Consider the following 18,022-nt stretch of genomic DNA (forward strand, 5'->3'; position numbering starts at 1 on the left):
CGCCGGGTTACCCGGCGGTCAGTGTCGTGCATTCGGGCATATCAGCCAGAACCTTGTGGACGTTTCCGGCCGAAGGGGTAAAGTGCCCCACCTGTTTGTCGTTGACGTAAACGTCAAATGACGTTGCCTTTCTGATGGCATCAATGAACGACAGCCAGGCATTGTCGCCGTTACGCCAGCCGAGGGATGACGGCAACGGGAACGTCTGGTCGTCCGTCACCATGGTGATGGTGGTTTTCTCATCCTGTGAATCGGCACCGCTGCCGTCAGGCAGGGTGAGCATGACGTGATGTTGCAGGATATTCTGGTCGTCAGGGTTGCCGGTGCAGTTCAGATTCAGCATCACCTTTTCGGGGCTGGTGATGATGTACTCGGTGACGCCCATACCGAAGCCACTGCTCCACATATTGGGGACCGCCTGTGCCGTGATGGCAAAGGTCAGTAATCCTGCTGACAGGATGGCGTGCATGAATCGCATGGTGTTTTTCCTTCTGAGTCAAAAATGTTGTTGAGGGGCAGCCGTGTTACATGAGTTGTTTACCCACGACGATAAGTCCGGCCAGCCAGCCGATACACTGTGGGCCCACAAGCCAGAACAGACGGGCCTTGAGTAATCCGGTCATTCCTTCGCGGGTGTATACCGCATCCGGCATCAGCCATTGTCGAAGAGCAGCACCGACCGTCATACCGGCTCCGGGCCCAAGCGTCATCCAGAACAGATATCCCATTCCCTGACCAAAACTGCGTATCTCGCCGGTACTCCCGAACACGTTAAACAGCACGACCACAAGCGCGATGGCGAAGGCAATCGCGAAATATTTAATGACAAGCGCCATGTTCAGATTTCCTTATTTTCTGCACTGCTGAGCAGCGCTCAGCATGTTGTCCATGAAGCGCGGGGGGACATAACCGTATTGCTGGTTCATTTTCTCCAGCTCCCCGTGCGTATATTTCGTTTTGAGGTCATCCCAGATACATCCGCAGACGGCGGTAGTACCGCCGCCTGATTTGCATCCCTGGATAAACTCGCGTTCATTTTTGTCGCCACAGCCGCTCAGGGTTACGGCAGACAACAGCAGGGTGAAGAGCAGCAGAGGGCCTGCGACAGGTTTCACGATTTGACTCCTTTGGGTCTGGATGGATGTTCAGGGTGTTGTTCCCTGAAGGTGTGAATGACATCACTGATAAAGCGAAAGTGGGGCAGTGCGCTGATAAATCCCTCTTCAGTAATGAGCGAACTGATTTCGCTCCGGCGACGGAAGGTTTGCTCTGAGAGTGAGGCCGAGATAATGTCTTCCAGCCGGAACACCCGAAGGCTCCCCCGGCAACAGACGACCAGATACCAGTGCTGATGCCGGTAAATCAGGCGGTAAGGCTCCTGCTCATCGTGACGGACACCGCCGACCAGCAGACTGACCACCCGGTGATGACAAATGGCTTCGGCCAGACGATGAAAACTGTCAGCCTGTGTCCATGCTGACGGTAAGTCGTGCCAGATAAAGCAGGGTGAGGTGCCCGTTTCATTCATCAGCAGGTGCATCAGTTGCCGGTTCTGCGACGGGATAATGCGTGCGATACCGGTACTGCGGGCAAAGGAAACGGCCCCCGGAGAGTGATCACGCGTGGCGCTCTCACTGAGCCGATACGTGCCGTTCTCCCCGATAATGTCGAGGTGGACCAGCCGTTGATGTAAGTCACGACGCAGGGTGCGTATCGATACACCAAACTCACCAGACAGTGTCTGAAGGGTCAGCGTTTCTCCGGCCATTAACCGGCTGATAATGACCGACAATCTGACGGCCAGCCGGTCGTAGCGGGCCTCTTCATCGGGTCGTTGCATGGACGCTCCGTGTGCGATAAATAGGTTGATATTTCATGCGGTTATTATGCGGGAGGGGAGGGACACGTTATGTCCGTCCCCCGTAATGGCGGAAAAGAAAAAGTGAAAATTTACCTTTCAGTAAACAGAAGAATTAACAAAGGGTTAGTGCCAGGTAGCTGAAATGACGACAGCATGCTGACACGCCCTGTCATCAGTCGTGTTCTCGCGAGTACGGTCAGCGGCCCAGGCTTTGTGCAGGATGGGTAACGTTACGGTGCACTGAAGATATGCTCACACTGCGTGCAGCCGTATTCATCAAAGACGGTACCGTCCAGTTGTTCTCCGGCCAGAGAGCCTGCCACCGCACCAGCACAGGCGCCGGACAGAAAACCAATGAGGCCTCCGGCTATCGTACCGACAACCGGAATGACTGAACCTATCAGCGCACCGGTGGAGGCTCCTTCAAGCCCGGCAAGACCTCCGGCTGTTGCGCCAATGACCCCACCAGTCTTTTTACCCACATGGCGCAGTCGTATGTTTTGCGAACCGCAATTCGGACAATGCATTTCTTTTCCCTTGTTACTGGCAATAAAGCCGCCTGAATAAACAGGCGGGCCGTGTATAAAAACGGCCCTGATACCGGAACAGGGAATGTGGCGATGGCAGCGCCGGAACGGGGGAAGCATGCACGCGGGTATTTTGCAGGGCAGTTCACTGGGGAGACGGAACAAGGGGAGCGGCAGGGCATCAGAACCCCGTTTTTTCTTATCAGACACATTAACCTCCATGAGTAAAATAAAAAAACGGCAACATTTCTGCTGCCGTTCTCACATTGGTAATATAGGTCTAAAATTTTTTTGAATGTCCCTTCTGGTCTGTATTGCTGTCTCCATTCACTTTATTTTCAGCGCAGAACCCCTACTCACCACCACAGGTTTTCCGGTAATGGTCATTAATCAGCGTTTCCAGCATATCGCTGATACGAACCCCGCTGCGTTCAGCCATAAAGTCCAGTCGTGTTTTGGTTTCATTCTTCAGATACGTATTGAGTGCTTTTTTATCGGTGCGGGACTGACGCAGTTTCTGCTGATTCCAGGCTTTATTAAGATTCAGCAGGAATAAACGCTTTGTATCTGGTGCATCGTCCCATAAATCGATCGCCGCTCGCAGGGCTAAATTGCGCTCAGAATGACTCAGTGGCGTGAGCCAGGTCGTTAATCCGGGCGTGGATAGACTCATATAGAGTCCGCCGAGATTACCGGCTTTCTCCTGCTGAACTTTTTGCAGGTTGTTCCAGGCCCATAATACTGCGTCTTCTTCATCTGGCAGCCATTTTAACGGTAGCGGTTTACTGTATATGATTTTCCACCGGTCTTTGAGTTTTTCCATCACCTGTTTCTTAAGGTGATTCACTGGGGGTGTGGAAATGTATATGTTGTCAAAGAAGGCGATGAGAATATGCATTCTCTCCTGATGACTTGCCGGGGATAAACTCAGGTTTATTCGCTGATACCAGTTTTTCCCGAATTCAGCATTTGCTGGCGGGCCAATGCCAAACTCATAATCCCCGGCCTTACAGAGATACGCCCATAGCCAGAACGTGGCCCGCTCATTCTGACGAAGCCAGTCAAAACAATCCAGTGGAAGCACATTTTCATCACGGGCTATTTCCATTTCAGACAGCAGTCCTGCCTGCTGGTTTTTATCCGGGATGGCCTGATTAATTAGCTGGTTTAACGCCTGTCGGCAGCTTTCTGCATCCTGCCTGGGAACATTGTTGGTGTTAATTTTGTTGCTGGCATTCAACCATCCGGCATAAAACGCGCAAACTCTCAGGTCCCGACTCGTTATGAGTCCTCGCCTGCCATCATCATAATTTACAGCCATTATCCAATACCTCATAAACTAAACTACACAGTAGTAGTTGTTGTAGTGATTATCGTGGTTACACAGTAGCATGATGATGGTTTTATCGTCACTGAAAAATACATCTGGTAGTCATCGTGAAGTGATATGCTGGTTTGATGCGGGTTGGTTAATGGTTTTACTACGTTGCTATCGTCGTTGTTTTTAATGTTTTATCTCTTTTCTGTCTCTGTTTTTCTGTCTTTTTCATGCTTACATAGCTATCTGCAGGTTTATCTATTCTCCTGTTCATCTTCCTGCACGCTATCGTTTTCACCTCCATCAGTGATGTCTGTTTTAACTCAGGACGTATTGACGGCATCACACAGGATTCACCCTTCGTATTTATAATTTGTGGCTCAGTAGCAGGAGTGAGGGCTTCTTTGGAGCAGGGTATTAACAGGTTGAGGTCATGTGATGTCTCGGTTTTTTTTATTCTTCTTGTTGAAGAGATAATTCCAGAGTGAATGTAACATCGCTTTTATCTCGTGTGGCCACCGCCTGGTGCCGCTGGCTCTGGTATTACTGTCAGGTGTAGTGTGTTGGATTGGTATTAATATATTAAAGAAGAGATTATTATCTTAAGGATTAACTTCAAAGGTTACTTAAGGGTAAGAGGTAAGTAATGCTGTTTAGTCGATATACTGTCTGAGAGAAGATGGTAACGATTACCGATGTTGAAAGGTACTGAATCAGTGAACAGTCTTAATCGTGGGAGCACTTATGATGACTGTAACTGAGTCGGGAAGCGTTAAAGGTGTAAGGATTATAAAGTGAGAATAACGACGTGATAACAGCATTGTCGTTTATTCGATGTCTGTGGTAGCGGGGTATTCCAATACGTTAGCAGGCAATCATCAGACCGGGAGATATTGTCACTGGTGCGTAAACCTTCATTAAGCAGGATATGGCGGTTATCAGATGAGTCCGTGTATGTGCTGGCAGTTAACCCGCACTCAGTATCTGGTGAGCGTTATTAACGTTATTAGCGCTATCCGGCAGGCATAACGTTCTTCTACCCTGGCTGACTATGGCCGGTAATACGTTCATCAGTAATCACTGAGTGGACTGTGCTAATCATTGTGGTGCGTATCCGGATATTGTTTACGTCAGTTAACTATACAGTAGAGGCTGTAGCCTGTAACGGGAGTAATAGCCCGGGCTGGTACTCCTGACTTAATTAATTCGCCAAAGGGAATGCCTGCAGTGAATTATTAAAAATGGCTGACGGGTATCTTTACGAAGAATAACTAACGCACTGATTTTGCGTTATTGGCTAAAACGACGGAGTCTTATGATTATGTATGTCTTTGAGGCTTTCTGTAAGGCTATATAACCGTATTGAATAACACGGTAGTGGAAATCTGTAGATAGAATGAATACGTCGCTCCTGATGCGTTACAGCGCGTTTAAACTGATGCTGGTTGCTACTGCGTTTCGTATTGTTCGGGTAATTTACCTGGTACTGAATCAGCTAAGGACAAAACCATTTCATGAAAGCAAATGTAGAGTATGAATTTCATCATTTCGGTATACCGGTTCAGGACGGTGACACCGCAGGCAAGTTCAGTGCGAAAGCCGGGATGTATACCACCGATAATCCAGGTAAGTTTCGGGTGCAGTGGCATCGCTTTACCGATGACTCACCCCTGCATCCGTTACTGAAAACGGTTCCGCATGTGGCGTTTAAGGTCAACAGTCTGGCTGAGGCGATTGCGGGTGAAACAGTTATTCTGGGGCCTTATGAACCTATCGACGATTATCAGGTGGCGGTCATCGATGATTGCGGTGTGCCCATTGAGCTGATTGAAACCTCGCTCAGCGATGAGGAACTGTGGGCGCGGGCAGCCTCCGGTCAGGGGAGTCTGTACCGAAAGCCAGAAATGCAATAGGGTGAAAATAACGATGGATGAACAGTGGCCAGGTAATCATCCATCGTTTCTGGAGGCGCACCGTTTGTCCTGGGGATCAGGATTATGCAGTGTGCCTCTCCAGGTTATCGTTGCCTGCTAACCTTCAGACCGGCGTTTTGGTATGAGCCGGGCTGGCCTTTGTCACTGGATCATGTCACGTATCCTGCGCATCCAGCCGATCACTTCACCTTCCGGATCGCGTTCATGGATACGTGCTGCTGTCATTAAGGGAAATGCCCGCTCTGCGAGACGGGCTTTGGCGGCGTTATCTTTCATCACGCCATCAAATCGCTGAGCCAGTGAATACGCTTCCGCAAACACTTTAGGGGTAGCCTTACCGCCGACAGGATGGTCGGTGACGTCGATCATCACACCAAAGGCTTCGTGAATGGCATCGGGATGAAGATAGCTTTCGACCTCGTGTTTTAGCGTCTGAGCCGCCCAGCATCCGTTGGCTCGTGCATTAACGGCATTCACCGCGTCAGCATAAGCAGGCACATCACGGTCGTAGATATGAATCTCCCTGCGGTTAAGGGCACGAAGATAATTTTCATTGACCCAGTGCTTGAGCGTTCCGCCACCCAGTACGATAAACGCCACACGTTCGTCATTCTCCAGGTCAGGAAGGGTGTTGTCTTCTGCATGCAGCGCTTTACTGAGAGCCTTAAAGGCAGCGACATCGGTCGGCCCTTCCACGCAGAACAGCAGTCTGACCCGGTTGTCTGGTGTGACGCCCAGCGTATCCGTGACGATGCCGAAAACATCAGCGCCAGCCTGAATGGTTGGTTGACCCGTTTCAGCATTACGGGAAACAAAGCGAATACTGTCACCCGGTAGCTCTGCAGCAAAGCCCGGACTGTGCGTGGTAAGGATAACCTGGCAGCCGGTTTCGAGAGACAGGGATTTAAATGACTCAATCAGGATCCGCTGGTAATTAGGGTGCTGTGAAGTTTCGGGCTCTTCAATGGCGTAGATGATACTGCGGCGATTGCTGGACTTAAGTCGTCGTTCTGCTTCGGCCTTAAAAAAGCTCACCAGCACCAGACGACGGACGCCGCTGCCACGTTTATTCAGCGGGATCCCTCCGTCAGTGTTGAGACCAACGGAGAACAGCCCCTGCCATTTTGCCGGAGTGGGAGGTGTAAACTCGGGAGTAAGTTCTCTCGCCAGGCCGGGTTCAATGGTTTTCAGCGCCTCATGTGTGTTTCGGGCAATCTCTTCAGCCTTTTGCTGGACACGCAACTGGATCCTGGCAATGTCGTCCTGGACTTCGGCCAGTGCAGCCGTAATGGCGGCTTTCATCGGGCTTTGTACTTCATCGTCGGAATCCCTGCTGCTTCTGTCGCTCTGGAAAAGAGCAAACATGGGCAACCAGCTCTCGATTTGGTCCCAGATGCGTTTTGTGTCTTCTTTGGCTTTGCTTATGAGGAGTCCTGTTTCTGTCAGTTGCAGATCTGATGATGCCGCCCATATGGCTTTTCGCATCCCGGGATTCCCCTTAAGCGAAACATCGAGTCCCAGTTCTTTCACCCTGGCCTGAAGCTCTTTTTCCTTCAGTTCCAGGAGATTCTGAAAACCGGCAGCAGCAGGGTGGTTTGCAATGACAAAAATCTCTGCGGTCGGTTTTTTGTTACTGCAGTTAAAGATCTTGCGGATTTTCAGTGAGCCGGTCCCCGTCAGCAGAAACTCTTCCTGGAGCGTGGTTTCCGCGCCGGAATCCAGCGTGAGGGAAGGGGGAAGATCGATAAACTCGCAGGTGATCTCCACATTGTCCTGTCCGCTGTGAATACAGGCATCGCCTTTTTCGATTGATACCACGCTGTTGTTGAAGAAGATCTCCAGCGCTTCAAGGATCGTCGATTTGCCAATGTCGTTGCGTCCGACAAAGGTTGTCAGGTCATCAAACTCCACACTTACTTCCTGTGCATAACAGCGAAAATTTTTAACTGCCACACTTTTCAGTCGCATGTCTTTTCCCTTTTGCTGAAACAGCTCAGTTGAACTGCCCGTTATTTTACCGGGCAGATGAACATTTTTATTGACGGCTGTTTGATTTATCTCCGGATTTAAGCGAACAGTACCGTGAAGGGTGACGATATTTTCATGTGGTACACGGCAATCTGGTCCGGTACTACGATGGCAGGCTTCCCGAAAAGTATTTTTTAACGGCACCGGTAATGGTTATGAACGATAACCCACCGGAGTCCATTTTAATGAGTTACACATACGACCCTTTCTGGCAGCAACGCATCGCCGATACCTTCAGTTGTGCACTTAACGCTTACACCCGATTACTGGCCCTGCGTGTTGACCTCCGTCTGCCGGATACGCCAGCGGCCACCGATGCGGCCGTTATCTCCCGTTTCACCGATTCCCTGAAAGCCCGGATTGATGCCCTTCAGGCGCGGCAACGTCGCGAGGGCAAACGCGTCTGGCCGACCACGCTACGTTTTGTCTGGGCGCGGGAGTTTGGTGAAATCAAAGGGAAGAAGCATTACCACGCGGTGCTGTTGCTGAACCGCGATACGTGGTGCGGACCGGGAGATTACAAAGACCCGGATTCGCTTGCAGGTATGATTAAACAGGCGTGGTGCAGTGCCCTGAAGGTGGATGCACAGGCGCATGCCGTTCTGGCCCGCTTCCCTAAGAGCCCGGTGTCCTGGCTGACGCGTGGTAATACCACAGAGCTTCAACAGGCGCTGGCGCAGGCCGCTTATCTTGCCAAACGCGAAACCAAAGTCACCGGTGATGGTGAACGTAATTTCGGTTGCAGCCGCGGCTGAGCCAGGCATACATCGATTCACCAGGCCTGACCGTACGGGCCGGGTAATTTTTTACAACGTTCCCCTATCCTCTGAGGCGAACCGGTAACCCCATGATTCAACCTCCACCGGACGTCTCCCGATAGCCATATCCTCAGAGGGAGAAAAATACCATGACCACGTTGAATACGAATATTAATGCCAGCCCTGACACACTGCTTTCAGCTCAGGACCCGCTTATCGACATGACCTTTATCACCACGTTTACCGGGATGACCGACAAATGGTTTTACAAACTGATTGGCGACGGGTTGTTTCCGAAACCCATCAAGCTGGGGCGCAGCTCCCGCTGGCGCAGAAGCGAGGTGGAAGCCTGGATGCAGCAGCGTATTGCTGATTCCCGTGGCGTCTGAGCAGGGAGGATATCTGAATGGAAAAACGACGCCGCACTCAGCCACAGGCCATCCCGGTTCGCTGGACGTGTCCCCGTTGCCGGCGACAGTACTGTGGCGCCAGACCCTGTCCCGTTTGTTTCAGACCCACCGACGCACCTGCGCAACCGTAACCTTTCTGTATTCCGGTGCCGACCACCAACCGTACCGACCCGCTAACGCATAACTGAACCGCCATTCACCCTGCCACGCTGCCCGTACCGGGACGGCTGACGCCTGCGTGTCGTCTGGCGGTAAGGAGAGTACCACTATGTATGCAAAATCGTTTATGGCTCTGGACGGCAACGGCCGTCTCACGGGAGCCATAACCGCGCAGACCGCGCCGTATGACCGCTACAGCTGCCATCTGTGTGCCAGTGCCCTGCAGTACCATCCTGAATACGACACCGAACGTCCGTGGTTTGAACATCATGCAGCAAAGCTTTCGGAGAACGGTCGACAGCACTGCCCGTATGTAAAGCCCGGGGTGAGGGAGACCCGCCATATCCGGCAACTGCAGTCTTATGTACCGGAAGCCCGTCCCCTGGTTTTCTACGCAGACTGGCACTGTCACGGCTGCGGCAGTGATTACCACGGTGAGCGCTACTGCCTCACCTGCCGGACGGGCGAGCACAGTGATGTGCGTGCTGATACCAACCGGATAGAGGAAGTGACGGCATGCGCATGCTGAAATGTTATCTGGCCAATGACCGCGAAGGCCACTTCGCGACAGCCGGGGAGGCCGTGAGTGCGCCGGGGCAGATATGGAGCTGCGCGTCCTGCGGCTGTCGACTGGTGCTCCATGCGGGGACATACGGGGAGCCGCCGTGGTTTGAACATGACCAGCAGAGCGTGGCCCGGCATGTGCTGATGGCCTGCGCCCACCTTGACCCGGAAGTGAAAACCGAAGCCCGGCACCGAAAGCTGCGCAGTCTCATCAACGGGCTGGAAGCGACGGTAATGGTGCTCTCCTGGTACTGCGTGTGGTGCGGCGACCATTACCAGGGCGTGAAGCACTGTCCCCGGTGTCTGACTGGTATCTACAGCATCGAAGAAGCGCACTGGCAGAGAAACTACTGCTGCAGTACCAGATAGTTCCCCGTCTTTATGAACCAGATACCGCCGTAGAGGCGGTGTCCTCCCTGATTTAACCTAAAGAGAGTCTGCATTATGAATCATTCTTACATACGGGCGTCTGATGCTGTCAGCGCGGATGCCGTCAGCACGCGTGCATTTCTGCAACAGGCCGTTGACCATTACCCGCGACTGGCGGCATTCAGCTTTACGCTGGCGCTACCGTATCGTGAAGCCATGAGCGAATACCGGTCATTGATTCTGCGTTTTCACTCTGAAGTCTGGCAGCGCACCGGCGAATATTCGCGCCAGCGTCAGCAGGCACGACATCGTTCACTCCCGACGCTGTTACGCTGGATATGGGAGACGGCCAGCGCACCGGAGTGCAAAATGGTGCTGCTGCTCAATCTCGATACGCTGGGTACAGGGCGAAACCTGCAACTGACCGACAGTGCGCCTCCGGGGCTTAACGCCATCATCGCCGACGCATGGCAAAAGGTGACCGGTACCGCCTGCACTGACGGCGTAACGAGTATGACGCAGATCATTATTAACCGCGTCGCTCAGGGAGTCTTCGCAACACCCTTTAACCAGCTTACCGTGCATGTTAAGGCCATGTCAGAGCCAATAGCAACGGCCAGAACGGGGATGATTTGTCCGTGAAAGTAATAGCTTCTCTAATTAATGGGGGAGTTATCCAGGTCTTCCCCGGTGTCTGCAGCGCCGATATAATCCCTGAATGAAAAAAGCTCACGATACCTTACCCCCGGAACAAACCGTCACAGCACTTGCGCATTTCGCCTGGTGCGCCCTTGTCGCCTTACGTACCGCTCAGCAGGATGGTCAGGCATTGTCGCCACTCAGCACGCATGCATTTATACTGCGCTGGTTAACGGTGGCGTATAAGCAAAAACGGTTTCCACGTGCAATCGCATCTGATATTGAGGGATTGCTGACGCTGGGGCGTAACAAAGGCCTTGCCGCCAGCTTATTCAGTCGTCTGGAATATCTGTGGTCTTCGTGCACCGGACCGGTGTCAGCGCAGTCGGATTTGTATCGGCTGACGTACGCAATTGAACAGCTTAAATCGCGGGGCTGGGTCAATGCAGCGGTGAGTGACAGGGACTGGGACAATGAAACGCTTCTGGTCCTGGAATACAGCGATGCGAATGCACTGCTGGTAAGGAAGTCGGCACTGACCTGCGGATTTTCGGATGGAGGGAAACTCGTTGCGCCGGTTGAGTTTCTTGTGAATGGCGACTTGTCAGCCTGTATGGCTGTTTTTGCGGCTCATACACTGTCGGCTGTCATGCTGGAGTCGAATCGGATCGTGTTACAACCTTGAGCAGTAAAACAACCGTTCTCAACCCGCAGCAAAGCTCATCACTGTCCACGTCTGTCTTTCTGTAAACCGAACGGGTGTTGTTCCTGGTCGCGCTAATGCACCGGCGGCTGAGATATTCATATCGCTGGTACAGGTATGAGATATGCGTAAAGTCCGGGCGTTGCAATTCCTTTAATCTGAAAAAAATAAATAAGCCCGGTTTACGTGAATAATAAGAAATGATGGAAACCTGAAACTGTCGCCAGTTTTTCACATGCTCAGTCACGTCCAGCTTCTCAATTTCTGATAAAAGTACAAAATCAGATATTTCACGTGACTGGTGATATTTTGTACAAATATACACCCTAAGCCAAATTGATCATTTTCTGTACATCCTTATCCCGCGGGGCCTGAAGGGTTATGGTGGAAAATTCTTATAAATCAGAAAGATGATATTTTTTTGTTAAAAGCCAGGAGTGTAAATCTTTGTTACATTTTTTCATTTTCGATCTGGCAGGGAACGTTCCCAAACTCCAGCCATTGGGCCTTATCCGAAATTTTTCATTTCAGACAAATACCCAGAAAATACAGTGTCGACATGCTGGTGGATGGAATGCGCCCGCTTTTTTTGGTTCCGGGATTTTTATTTACGTCGGATGACGCGAACCGGAAAGTTGTTCTGGCTGGGTAATTTTTTCTTATTTATTTTTCACTGGCATTGACCGTTTCTATCACTCCATAGAACAGGGACAGCCATGTCTAATTCTTCCTTTCAGTCCGAAATCCCTAAAGCGCGTATTAATTTAAAACTTGATTTGCATACCGGTGGTGCGAGCAAGAAAACGGAGCTCCCCCTGAAATTGCTCGTGGCGGGCGACTTCAGTAATGGTCAGGAGTCTGCCCCTTGTCTGAGCGCAAAAAAGTTGATTTGAATAAAAATAATTGTGATTCTGTCATTTCTGAATATTCCCCAAAAGTCAATCTTACCGTTAAAAACACGCTTGCTGATGATGGCAGTGAAGACAACATCAGTCTGACCTTCCGGAGCATGAAGGACTACCAGCGTCGGTGAGACATCCGCGTCATACAACTCTTTGAACGCAGCCACTATCTCACGGGTGGTCATCCCTTTGGCGTACAGTGACAGGATTTGGTTATCCATCCCGGTGATCCGGGTCTGGTTTTTCTTCACCAGTTGGGGCTCGAAGGAGCCGTCACGATCGCACGGCGTACGCAGTTCCAGCGGGCCATCGCCGGTGGTAACGGTTTTTGTGAAATAGCCGTTGCGGGAGTTGGCACCCGGTTTAGACTGATGTTTACCGTAGCCGAGGTGATGGAGCATTTCGGCGTTGAGGCGGCGCTCAACGCTGATTTTTTTCAGCAGGCGATCGAACTGGGTGAGATCGTCAGGGGTTTTGAGATTTTTGGTCAGTTCGTTAGCCAGAGCCTACAACTGTTTTTCGTCCATAAAGTAACCTGCTTTTGATGTTGAATTGAACATATCAAAATCAGGCAATTACACAAACTTGTGTACAGGCTCCATACAGCTAACCCGGCCCGTCACATCGTAATGTCAACCCGTAATGCATAACATCATGCAGCGTTCCATTAATGAGTCGGGAATCATATTCAACCTTCTTGAATCGCCACGGGTAATCTAGACACTTCCGAGCCGTTGATGGACTGACCCCACCCCGGTAGACGATCCTGCCCTATAGTAACGAGCGCATGGCAGACATGTCCCCGTTCTGGATGCTAAATGTTCTGAACAGCGCCGAACTGGTACTGGGGCAGTATCAGCGCCTGCAGCACAGCCCGCCAAGTACTGTGGTTCCGACCTTAATGGGGGCCGCCAGCTGTCAGTAAAGGTCAGTGTCTGACCCCGGAGACACGCGGACAGCCAAGCACCTACCAATCATCTGCTGGTCCCCCGCTATCAAATCAGCCAGTTGCGTAAAGAAATGCGGCATGTTGTGCCGCTGGTTCTGAATGGTCAGGTTGGCAGCGCGATGACGAATGACATGCTGCCGCAGGCGGCTATCCCGGGAGAAGGGGGAAGGTCTGGCGTGAGTCTTCAGCGGTGAGCTCAATTGCTGCATGGGTCACTACCTTCGCCATATCTTGAGCATACTACCGGAGTAGTCCAGCAACAAAGTGGCCGAACTACTTCCATGGAACGTGGTTCTTCCCGATAAATAATCGTCAATACGGCGCTCGTTTAACGCTTACACATTAAATATTAATTAAGCCTGATTGGATGTTTTTCATTTTTTTTAATTGGTGTGCTTGACCTTCCAGTAACATCAACCTTTAGCCTTGTAAGAAATTGCTACAGCGCCGTTTTCGGATGGGCCGGGGCTGCCTGTGGCATATGAAAGGATCACTGTTATGAAAATGAAAATTGGGGTTCTGATTGTGTCGGCCGCAATCATCGCCACTGCCGGGATTGCGTTTGCCCGGGATAGTGGCGGCAACGATGAGCCGGCCGCAGCGGCCGCACCTATGGCTCCCCAGGTTCCCGTAGCCGAAGTGCTCTCGCGTCAGATAGTCCCTTCGGCAGAGTTTACCGGTTCATTGGCGGCCCCAAAAACCGTAGAGCTACGCCCACGCGTTGGCGGTGCTATCGACGCTGTCAGCGTACCTGAAGGCAGCATAGTACGTCAGGGGCAGTTGCTGTTCCAAATTGATCCTCGTCCATTCCAGGTGGCTCTTAACAGCGCGCAAGCACGACTCAAGCAGGCAGAAGCGCTGGCTATCCAGGCCAATCGCGATTTTGAGCGAGTTGGCCGGCTGGTGAACAATGGCGCGGTATCCCGGAAAGATTACGATGACGCAACTTCTACACGTCATGCTCGTCAGGCTGAGGTGCAAGCTGCAAAGGCCGCGGTTGCGGCGGCGACACTGGACTTGTCTTATTCGCGCGTGGCGGCACCGATTACCGGCCGTGTGGATCGCATGCTGGTGACCGAGGGAAATCTGGTCAGCGGCGGTGGTACGGGATCTGCGACGCTATTGACAACGATTGTTTCCGTCAATCCGCTATACGCTTACTTTGATATTGACGAGGCGACGTTCCTTAATTCGGTCAGCAAGGCACGTCCTGACGCCGCAAATAAGGTTGAAGAGCGTTTACCTGTACATGTTGGGCTGGCGACAGAAAAAGGTTTCCCGCATCAGGGAACGCTCGATTTTGTCGGGAATCAGATCGACCGTAGTACCGGTACTGTCAGGGTACGTGCCGTAATCCCTAACGAAGATGGGAAACTGACGCCAGGCGCCTTTGCCCGCGTGCAGCTGGCCACCGGTGCAGCACATCAGGCGATTCTGATTGACGATCAGGCGATAGGGAGCGATCAGGGACGCAACTATGTCCTGGTGGTGGGTGCGGATAATAAGGCGCAGTATCGCCCGATTGAGCTGGGCGCGGTGGTTGATGGTTTGCGCGTGGTCAAGAGTGGCCTGAAAGCCGGTGAGAACATTATTATCAAGGGGCTGGTGCGTCCCGGTATGGCGGTGACGCCGCGTTTGACCCCGATGCAGGCTTCTGGCGCGTCGGTTAGCGAGGGGGAAAAAGCCGGCTCCGTTGAAGGGGGAGGCCAATAATGAAATTCCCACACTTCTTCATCCAGCGGCCTATTTTCGCGATTGTGTTATCGGTGTTTATGCTGATAGCTGGCGCTCTGGCTTTCTTTCAGCTTCCGCTGAGTGAATACCCATCGGTAACACCGCCTACCGTGCAGGTTTCGGCAAGCTACCCTGGTGCTAACCCTAAAGTGATTGCTGACACCGTTGCTGCTCCACTGGAACAGGCAATCAACGGGGTGGAAGGCATGTTGTACATGAGTTCCCAGATGTCTGCCGACGGTCGAATGGTATTGACGATTTCATTCCGGCAGGGAACCGACCCCGATATTGCGCAGATTCAGGTGCAGAACCGGGTTTCTCGGGCCTTGCCGCGCTTGCCGCCTGAGGTGCAGCAGATCGGTGTCGTGACGGAGAAAACGTCACCGGATATCCTCATGGTTGTGCATATATTTGCGCAGGGCGATCGCTACGATCCGCTTTATGTTTCCAACTATGCCATGTTGAACGTGCGTGATGAGCTATCACGCTTGCCAGGTATTGCCAGCGTCACGCTTGGAGGCGAGGGTGAATACGCGATGCGTGTCTGGCTGGATCCGACCAAAGTCGCTTCCCGTGGTTTAACGGCCAGTGATGTGACTGCTGCAATTCGTGAGCAGAATGTCCAGGTCGCGGCCGGTTCTGTCGGTCAACAGCCGAACAGCTCTTCTGCCTTTGAAGTCAGTATCAATGCCCAGGGGCGTCTGACCACCGTTGAGCAGTTTGGCGATATTGTGATCAAAGCTGGCGCTGATGGCCAGGTTACCCGCCTGCGCGATGTTGCGCGTCTGGAGTTGGGATCGGACAACTATTCCCTGCGCAGCCTGCTGGATGATAAAAATGCCGTGGGTATGCACATCGTTATGACGCCTGGCGCCAATGCGCTGGACGTCTCTGCCTCGGTTCGGGCGACGATGGCGAGGTTGCAGGCCAACTTCCCGGAAGGTATCGAATATCGTATCGCTTATGACCCGACAGTGTTTGTCAGCGCCTCGTTGAAATCAGTGGCAATGACGTTGCTGGAGGCAACGGTGTTGGTGGTACTGGTGGTGATGCTGTTCCTGCAAACCTGGCGGGCTTCTATCATCCCTCTGGTCGCGGTACCTATTTCGTTGGTCGGTACTTTCGCCCTCATGTATTTGTTCGGCTTTTCGCTCAACACGCTGTCGTTGTTTGGTCTGGTGTTATCGATAGGTATCGTTGTCGATGATGCCATTGTGGTGGTTGAAAACGTCGAACGACATATTGCGCAGGGCCGTTCTCCGAAAGAAGCGGCAAGAAGGGCCATGGACGAGGTTACCGGCCCTATTTTAGCCATTACTTCCGTTTTGGCAGCTGTGTTTATTCCTTCAGCGTTCCTGTCAGGATTGCAGGGGGAATTCTATCGCCAGTTCGCGCTGACCATCGCCATTTCGACGATCTTATCTGCGATCAACTCGTTGACGTTATCGCCGGCTCTGGCATCAGTGCTGCTTAGACCTCATCAGGATATGGCGCAGGCCGACAGGTTGACGCGCGTCATGGATCGCGTATTCGGTGGTTTCTTCCGTCGCTTTAACGCTTTCTTCGATAGATTGTCGAACAACTACGTTGGTGCAGTCCGCCGGGCCGTACGCGGTAGTATCATCGTGCTGGTGCTGTATGCCGGTTTCCTGGGCCTGACATTGTTGGGGTTCCAGCAGGTTCCTAACGGTTTTGTGCCCGCTCAGGATAAATACTATCTGGTTGGGATTGCTCAATTACCTTCCGGCGCTTCGTTGGATCGCACGGAAGCCGTAGTGAAAGAAATGTCCAGAATTGCGCTGGCAGAACCTGGAGTGGAAAGCGTCGTGGCGTTTCCTGGGTTGTCGGTAAACGGCCCAAACATGCCTAACTCCGCATTGATGTTTACAATGCTGAAGCCCTTCAGTGAACGTAAGGACCCTTCGCTGTCCGCAGCAGCTATTGCCGGTAGTCTGATGGGGAAATTTAGCCAGATACCTGACGGCTTTGTTGGGATCTTCCCCCCACCACCGGTACCGGGGCTGGGCAGTATGGGAGGATTTAAACTCCAGATCGAAGACCGGGCAGGGCTTGGCTTTGAAGAACTGACCCGTGTTCAAGGGATGGTCATGGCTAAGGCCATGCAGGCCCCTGAACTGGCAGGGATGATGGCCAGTTTCCAGACTAACGCACCTCAGTTGCAGGTTGATATCGACCGCGTGAAAGCCAAGTCTCAGGGCGTCGCACTGACCGATATCTTTGATACATTACAGGTGAATCTGGGGTCGCTGTATGTGAATGACTTTAACCGCTTCGGTCGTACGTATCGGGTGATCACTCAGGCAGATGCGCAATTCCGTATGCAGCCTGAAGATATCGGGTTGCTTAAAGTGCGTAATGCCACGGGTGAAATGATCCCACTGGGAACGCTGGTGAACATTACCCGTACCTCTGGACCAGACCGTGTTATGCGTTACAACGGTTATCCGTCGGCAGATATTACGGGTGGCCCAGCTCCAGGCTACTCCTCCGGACAGGCAACGGCAGCTATTGAGAAGATCGTTAGTGAAACGCTGCCTGAGGGGATGACATTCGAATGGACCGATCTGACTTACCAGGAGAAGCAGGCTGGCAACTCGGCGCTGTATATCTTCCCGTTGGCGGTATTCCTGGCGTTCCTGATCCTGGCCGCACAATACAACAGCTGGTCACTGCCGTTTGCGGTGCTATTAATTGCCCCAATGGCATTACTTTCCGCGATCGCCGGGGTTTGGCTATCGAATGGAGATAACAACATCTTCACGCAGATTGGTTTTGTGGTTCTGGTGGGCCTGGCGGCGAAAAACGCAATCCTGATAGTCGAGTTCGCTCGTGCCAGAGAGAGTGAAGGCGTCGATCCTCTGGCTGCCGTCCTGGAGGCCGCTCGCCTGCGTCTGCGCCCGATACTGATGACTTCGTTGGCATTTATTGCGGGGGTTGTGCCTTTGGTGATCGCGAGCGGTGCCGGTGCGGAAATGCGTCATGCCATGGGGATTGCCGTGTTTGCCGGGATGCTGGGGGTGACGCTGTTCGGACTCTTGTTGACGCCAGTGTTCTATGTCGTGGTACGTAAGCTGGTTATTCGCCGGGAAATCAAGCAGGCACAGCGGGCAATCAGTGATTCACGACCATGACGGGCGGAGCGAGAA

16 protein-coding genes and 3 pseudogenes are annotated in these 18,022 nt (G+C 52.3%); 11 read left to right on the forward strand and 8 right to left on the reverse strand.

From position 1 onward, the window contains the following. Positions 1 to 7 precede the first annotated feature (7 nt). From G7090_RS01700 to G7090_RS01725, 6 genes are all read right to left on the reverse strand, one after another. Complete coding sequence (locus G7090_RS01700) at positions 8 to 478, reverse strand: hypothetical protein (RefSeq protein WP_023336629.1); 471 nt, start codon at positions 476 to 478, stop codon at positions 8 to 10. 46 nt (positions 479 to 524) lie between these two features. Continuing rightward, positions 525 to 836: a hypothetical protein gene (locus G7090_RS01705; RefSeq protein WP_023336630.1), complete on the reverse strand. Its 312-nt coding sequence runs from the start codon at positions 834 to 836 to the stop codon at positions 525 to 527. A gap of 12 nt (positions 837 to 848) precedes the next feature. Further along, positions 849 to 1,115 carry a hypothetical protein gene (locus G7090_RS01710; RefSeq protein ID WP_023336631.1) on the reverse strand — a complete coding sequence of 89 codons (267 nt, stop codon included), beginning with the start codon at positions 1,113 to 1,115 and terminating at the stop codon, positions 849 to 851. Continuing rightward, positions 1,112 to 1,840: a YafY family protein gene (locus G7090_RS01715; RefSeq protein WP_023336632.1), complete on the reverse strand. Its 729-nt coding sequence runs from the start codon at positions 1,838 to 1,840 to the stop codon at positions 1,112 to 1,114. The genes G7090_RS01710 and G7090_RS01715 overlap by 4 nt, the downstream gene beginning before the upstream one ends. 251 nt (positions 1,841 to 2,091) lie before the next feature. Then, complete coding sequence (locus tag G7090_RS23695; RefSeq protein WP_023336633.1) at positions 2,092 to 2,598, reverse strand: glycine zipper family protein; 507 nt, start codon at positions 2,596 to 2,598, stop codon at positions 2,092 to 2,094. A gap of 142 nt (positions 2,599 to 2,740) precedes the next feature. Further along, the gene (locus G7090_RS01725) at positions 2,741 to 3,709 is read right to left on the reverse strand and encodes a hypothetical protein (RefSeq protein WP_023336634.1); all 969 of its coding nucleotides are present in this window, start codon (positions 3,707 to 3,709) and stop codon (positions 2,741 to 2,743) included. A 1,511-nt stretch (positions 3,710 to 5,220) separates the two neighbouring features. Here G7090_RS01725 and G7090_RS01730 point away from each other — a divergent pair. Further along, a complete protein-coding gene (locus G7090_RS01730; protein ID WP_023336635.1) occupies positions 5,221 to 5,619 on the forward strand; it encodes a VOC family protein in 399 nt (132 codons plus the stop codon). A gap of 162 nt (positions 5,620 to 5,781) precedes the next feature. Here the strand turns inward: G7090_RS01730 and G7090_RS01735 are convergent, their stop codons facing one another. Beyond that, a complete protein-coding gene (locus G7090_RS01735) occupies positions 5,782 to 7,608 on the reverse strand; it encodes an ATP-binding protein (RefSeq protein WP_023336636.1) in 1,827 nt (608 codons plus the stop codon). A 245-nt stretch (positions 7,609 to 7,853) separates the two neighbouring features. On the opposite strand from G7090_RS01735, the gene G7090_RS01740 reads away from it, so the two are divergent. The 7 genes and pseudogenes from G7090_RS01740 to tssB all read left to right on the forward strand — a co-directional run. Then, a complete protein-coding gene (locus G7090_RS01740) occupies positions 7,854 to 8,423 on the forward strand; it encodes an inovirus Gp2 family protein (protein WP_023336637.1) in 570 nt (189 codons plus the stop codon). 152 nt (positions 8,424 to 8,575) lie between these two features. Further along, positions 8,576 to 8,815 carry an AlpA family transcriptional regulator gene (locus tag G7090_RS01745; RefSeq protein ID WP_009652493.1) on the forward strand — a complete coding sequence of 80 codons (240 nt, stop codon included), beginning with the start codon at positions 8,576 to 8,578 and terminating at the stop codon, positions 8,813 to 8,815. A 289-nt stretch (positions 8,816 to 9,104) separates the two neighbouring features. Further along, positions 9,105 to 9,524 carry a putative zinc ribbon protein gene (locus G7090_RS01750; protein WP_016154451.1) on the forward strand — a complete coding sequence of 140 codons (420 nt, stop codon included), beginning with the start codon at positions 9,105 to 9,107 and terminating at the stop codon, positions 9,522 to 9,524. Then, on the forward strand, positions 9,512 to 9,928 hold the full coding sequence (locus tag G7090_RS01755) for a putative zinc ribbon protein (RefSeq protein WP_009652429.1): 417 nt from the start codon (positions 9,512 to 9,514) through the stop codon (positions 9,926 to 9,928). Before G7090_RS01750 ends, G7090_RS01755 begins: the two co-directional genes overlap by 13 nt. 75 nt (positions 9,929 to 10,003) lie before the next feature. Beyond that, the gene (locus G7090_RS01760; protein ID WP_009652434.1) at positions 10,004 to 10,570 is read left to right on the forward strand and encodes an inovirus-type Gp2 protein; all 567 of its coding nucleotides are present in this window, start codon (positions 10,004 to 10,006) and stop codon (positions 10,568 to 10,570) included. A 76-nt stretch (positions 10,571 to 10,646) separates the two neighbouring features. After that, a complete protein-coding gene (locus G7090_RS01765) occupies positions 10,647 to 11,252 on the forward strand; it encodes a DUF2913 family protein (RefSeq protein WP_023336638.1) in 606 nt (201 codons plus the stop codon). A 734-nt stretch (positions 11,253 to 11,986) separates the two neighbouring features. Beyond that, positions 11,987 to 12,291 (forward strand): annotated as a pseudogene (gene tssB / locus G7090_RS01770) (type VI secretion system contractile sheath small subunit); the annotation flags it as partial. Here the strand turns inward: tssB and G7090_RS01775 are convergent. Beyond that, positions 12,289 to 12,675 (reverse strand): annotated as a pseudogene (locus G7090_RS01775) (transposase); the annotation flags it as partial. The pseudogenes tssB and G7090_RS01775 sit on opposite strands and share 3 nt — an antisense overlap. A gap of 272 nt (positions 12,676 to 12,947) precedes the next feature. Between G7090_RS01775 and G7090_RS01780 the strand changes: the two are divergent. The 3 genes and pseudogenes from G7090_RS01780 to G7090_RS01790 all read left to right on the forward strand — a co-directional run. Continuing rightward, positions 12,948 to 13,073, forward strand: a pseudogene (locus tag G7090_RS01780) (hypothetical protein); the annotation flags it as partial. A 546-nt stretch (positions 13,074 to 13,619) separates the two neighbouring features. Beyond that, on the forward strand, positions 13,620 to 14,834 hold the full coding sequence (locus G7090_RS01785) for an efflux RND transporter periplasmic adaptor subunit (RefSeq protein ID WP_023336640.1): 1,215 nt from the start codon (positions 13,620 to 13,622) through the stop codon (positions 14,832 to 14,834). Further along, a complete protein-coding gene (locus tag G7090_RS01790) occupies positions 14,834 to 18,007 on the forward strand; it encodes an efflux RND transporter permease subunit (protein ID WP_023336641.1) in 3,174 nt (1,057 codons plus the stop codon). Before G7090_RS01785 ends, G7090_RS01790 begins: the two co-directional genes overlap by 1 nt. The last annotated feature ends 15 nt before the right edge of the window (positions 18,008 to 18,022 follow it).

Origin of the sequence: Leclercia sp. 29361, assembly GCF_011290365.1 — a bacterium.
GTDB classification, from domain to species: Bacteria; Pseudomonadota; Gammaproteobacteria; order Enterobacterales; family Enterobacteriaceae; genus Enterobacter; species Enterobacter tamurae.

Coding starts and splice junctions, on each gene's coding strand:
- G7090_RS01700 (WP_023336629.1), bottom strand. CDS start 478: ATGCGATTCATGCACGCCATCCTGTCAGCAGGATTACTGACCTTTGCC.
- G7090_RS01705 (WP_023336630.1), bottom strand. CDS start 836: ATGGCGCTTGTCATTAAATATTTCGCGATTGCCTTCGCCATCGCGCTT.
- G7090_RS01715 (WP_023336632.1), bottom strand. CDS start 1,840: ATGCAACGACCCGATGAAGAGGCCCGCTACGACCGGCTGGCCGTCAGA.
- G7090_RS01725 (WP_023336634.1), bottom strand. CDS start 3,709: ATGGCTGTAAATTATGATGATGGCAGGCGAGGACTCATAACGAGTCGG.
- G7090_RS01730 (WP_023336635.1), top strand. CDS start 5,221: ATGAAAGCAAATGTAGAGTATGAATTTCATCATTTCGGTATACCGGTT.
- G7090_RS01735 (WP_023336636.1), bottom strand. CDS start 7,608: ATGCGACTGAAAAGTGTGGCAGTTAAAAATTTTCGCTGTTATGCACAG.
- G7090_RS01740 (WP_023336637.1), top strand. CDS start 7,854: ATGAGTTACACATACGACCCTTTCTGGCAGCAACGCATCGCCGATACC.
- G7090_RS01745 (WP_009652493.1), top strand. CDS start 8,576: ATGACCACGTTGAATACGAATATTAATGCCAGCCCTGACACACTGCTT.
- G7090_RS01750 (WP_016154451.1), top strand. CDS start 9,105: ATGTATGCAAAATCGTTTATGGCTCTGGACGGCAACGGCCGTCTCACG.
- G7090_RS01755 (WP_009652429.1), top strand. CDS start 9,512: ATGCGCATGCTGAAATGTTATCTGGCCAATGACCGCGAAGGCCACTTC.
- G7090_RS01760 (WP_009652434.1), top strand. CDS start 10,004: ATGAATCATTCTTACATACGGGCGTCTGATGCTGTCAGCGCGGATGCC.
- G7090_RS01765 (WP_023336638.1), top strand. CDS start 10,647: ATGAAAAAAGCTCACGATACCTTACCCCCGGAACAAACCGTCACAGCA.
- G7090_RS01785 (WP_023336640.1), top strand. CDS start 13,620: ATGAAAATGAAAATTGGGGTTCTGATTGTGTCGGCCGCAATCATCGCC.
- G7090_RS01790 (WP_023336641.1), top strand. CDS start 14,834: ATGAAATTCCCACACTTCTTCATCCAGCGGCCTATTTTCGCGATTGTG.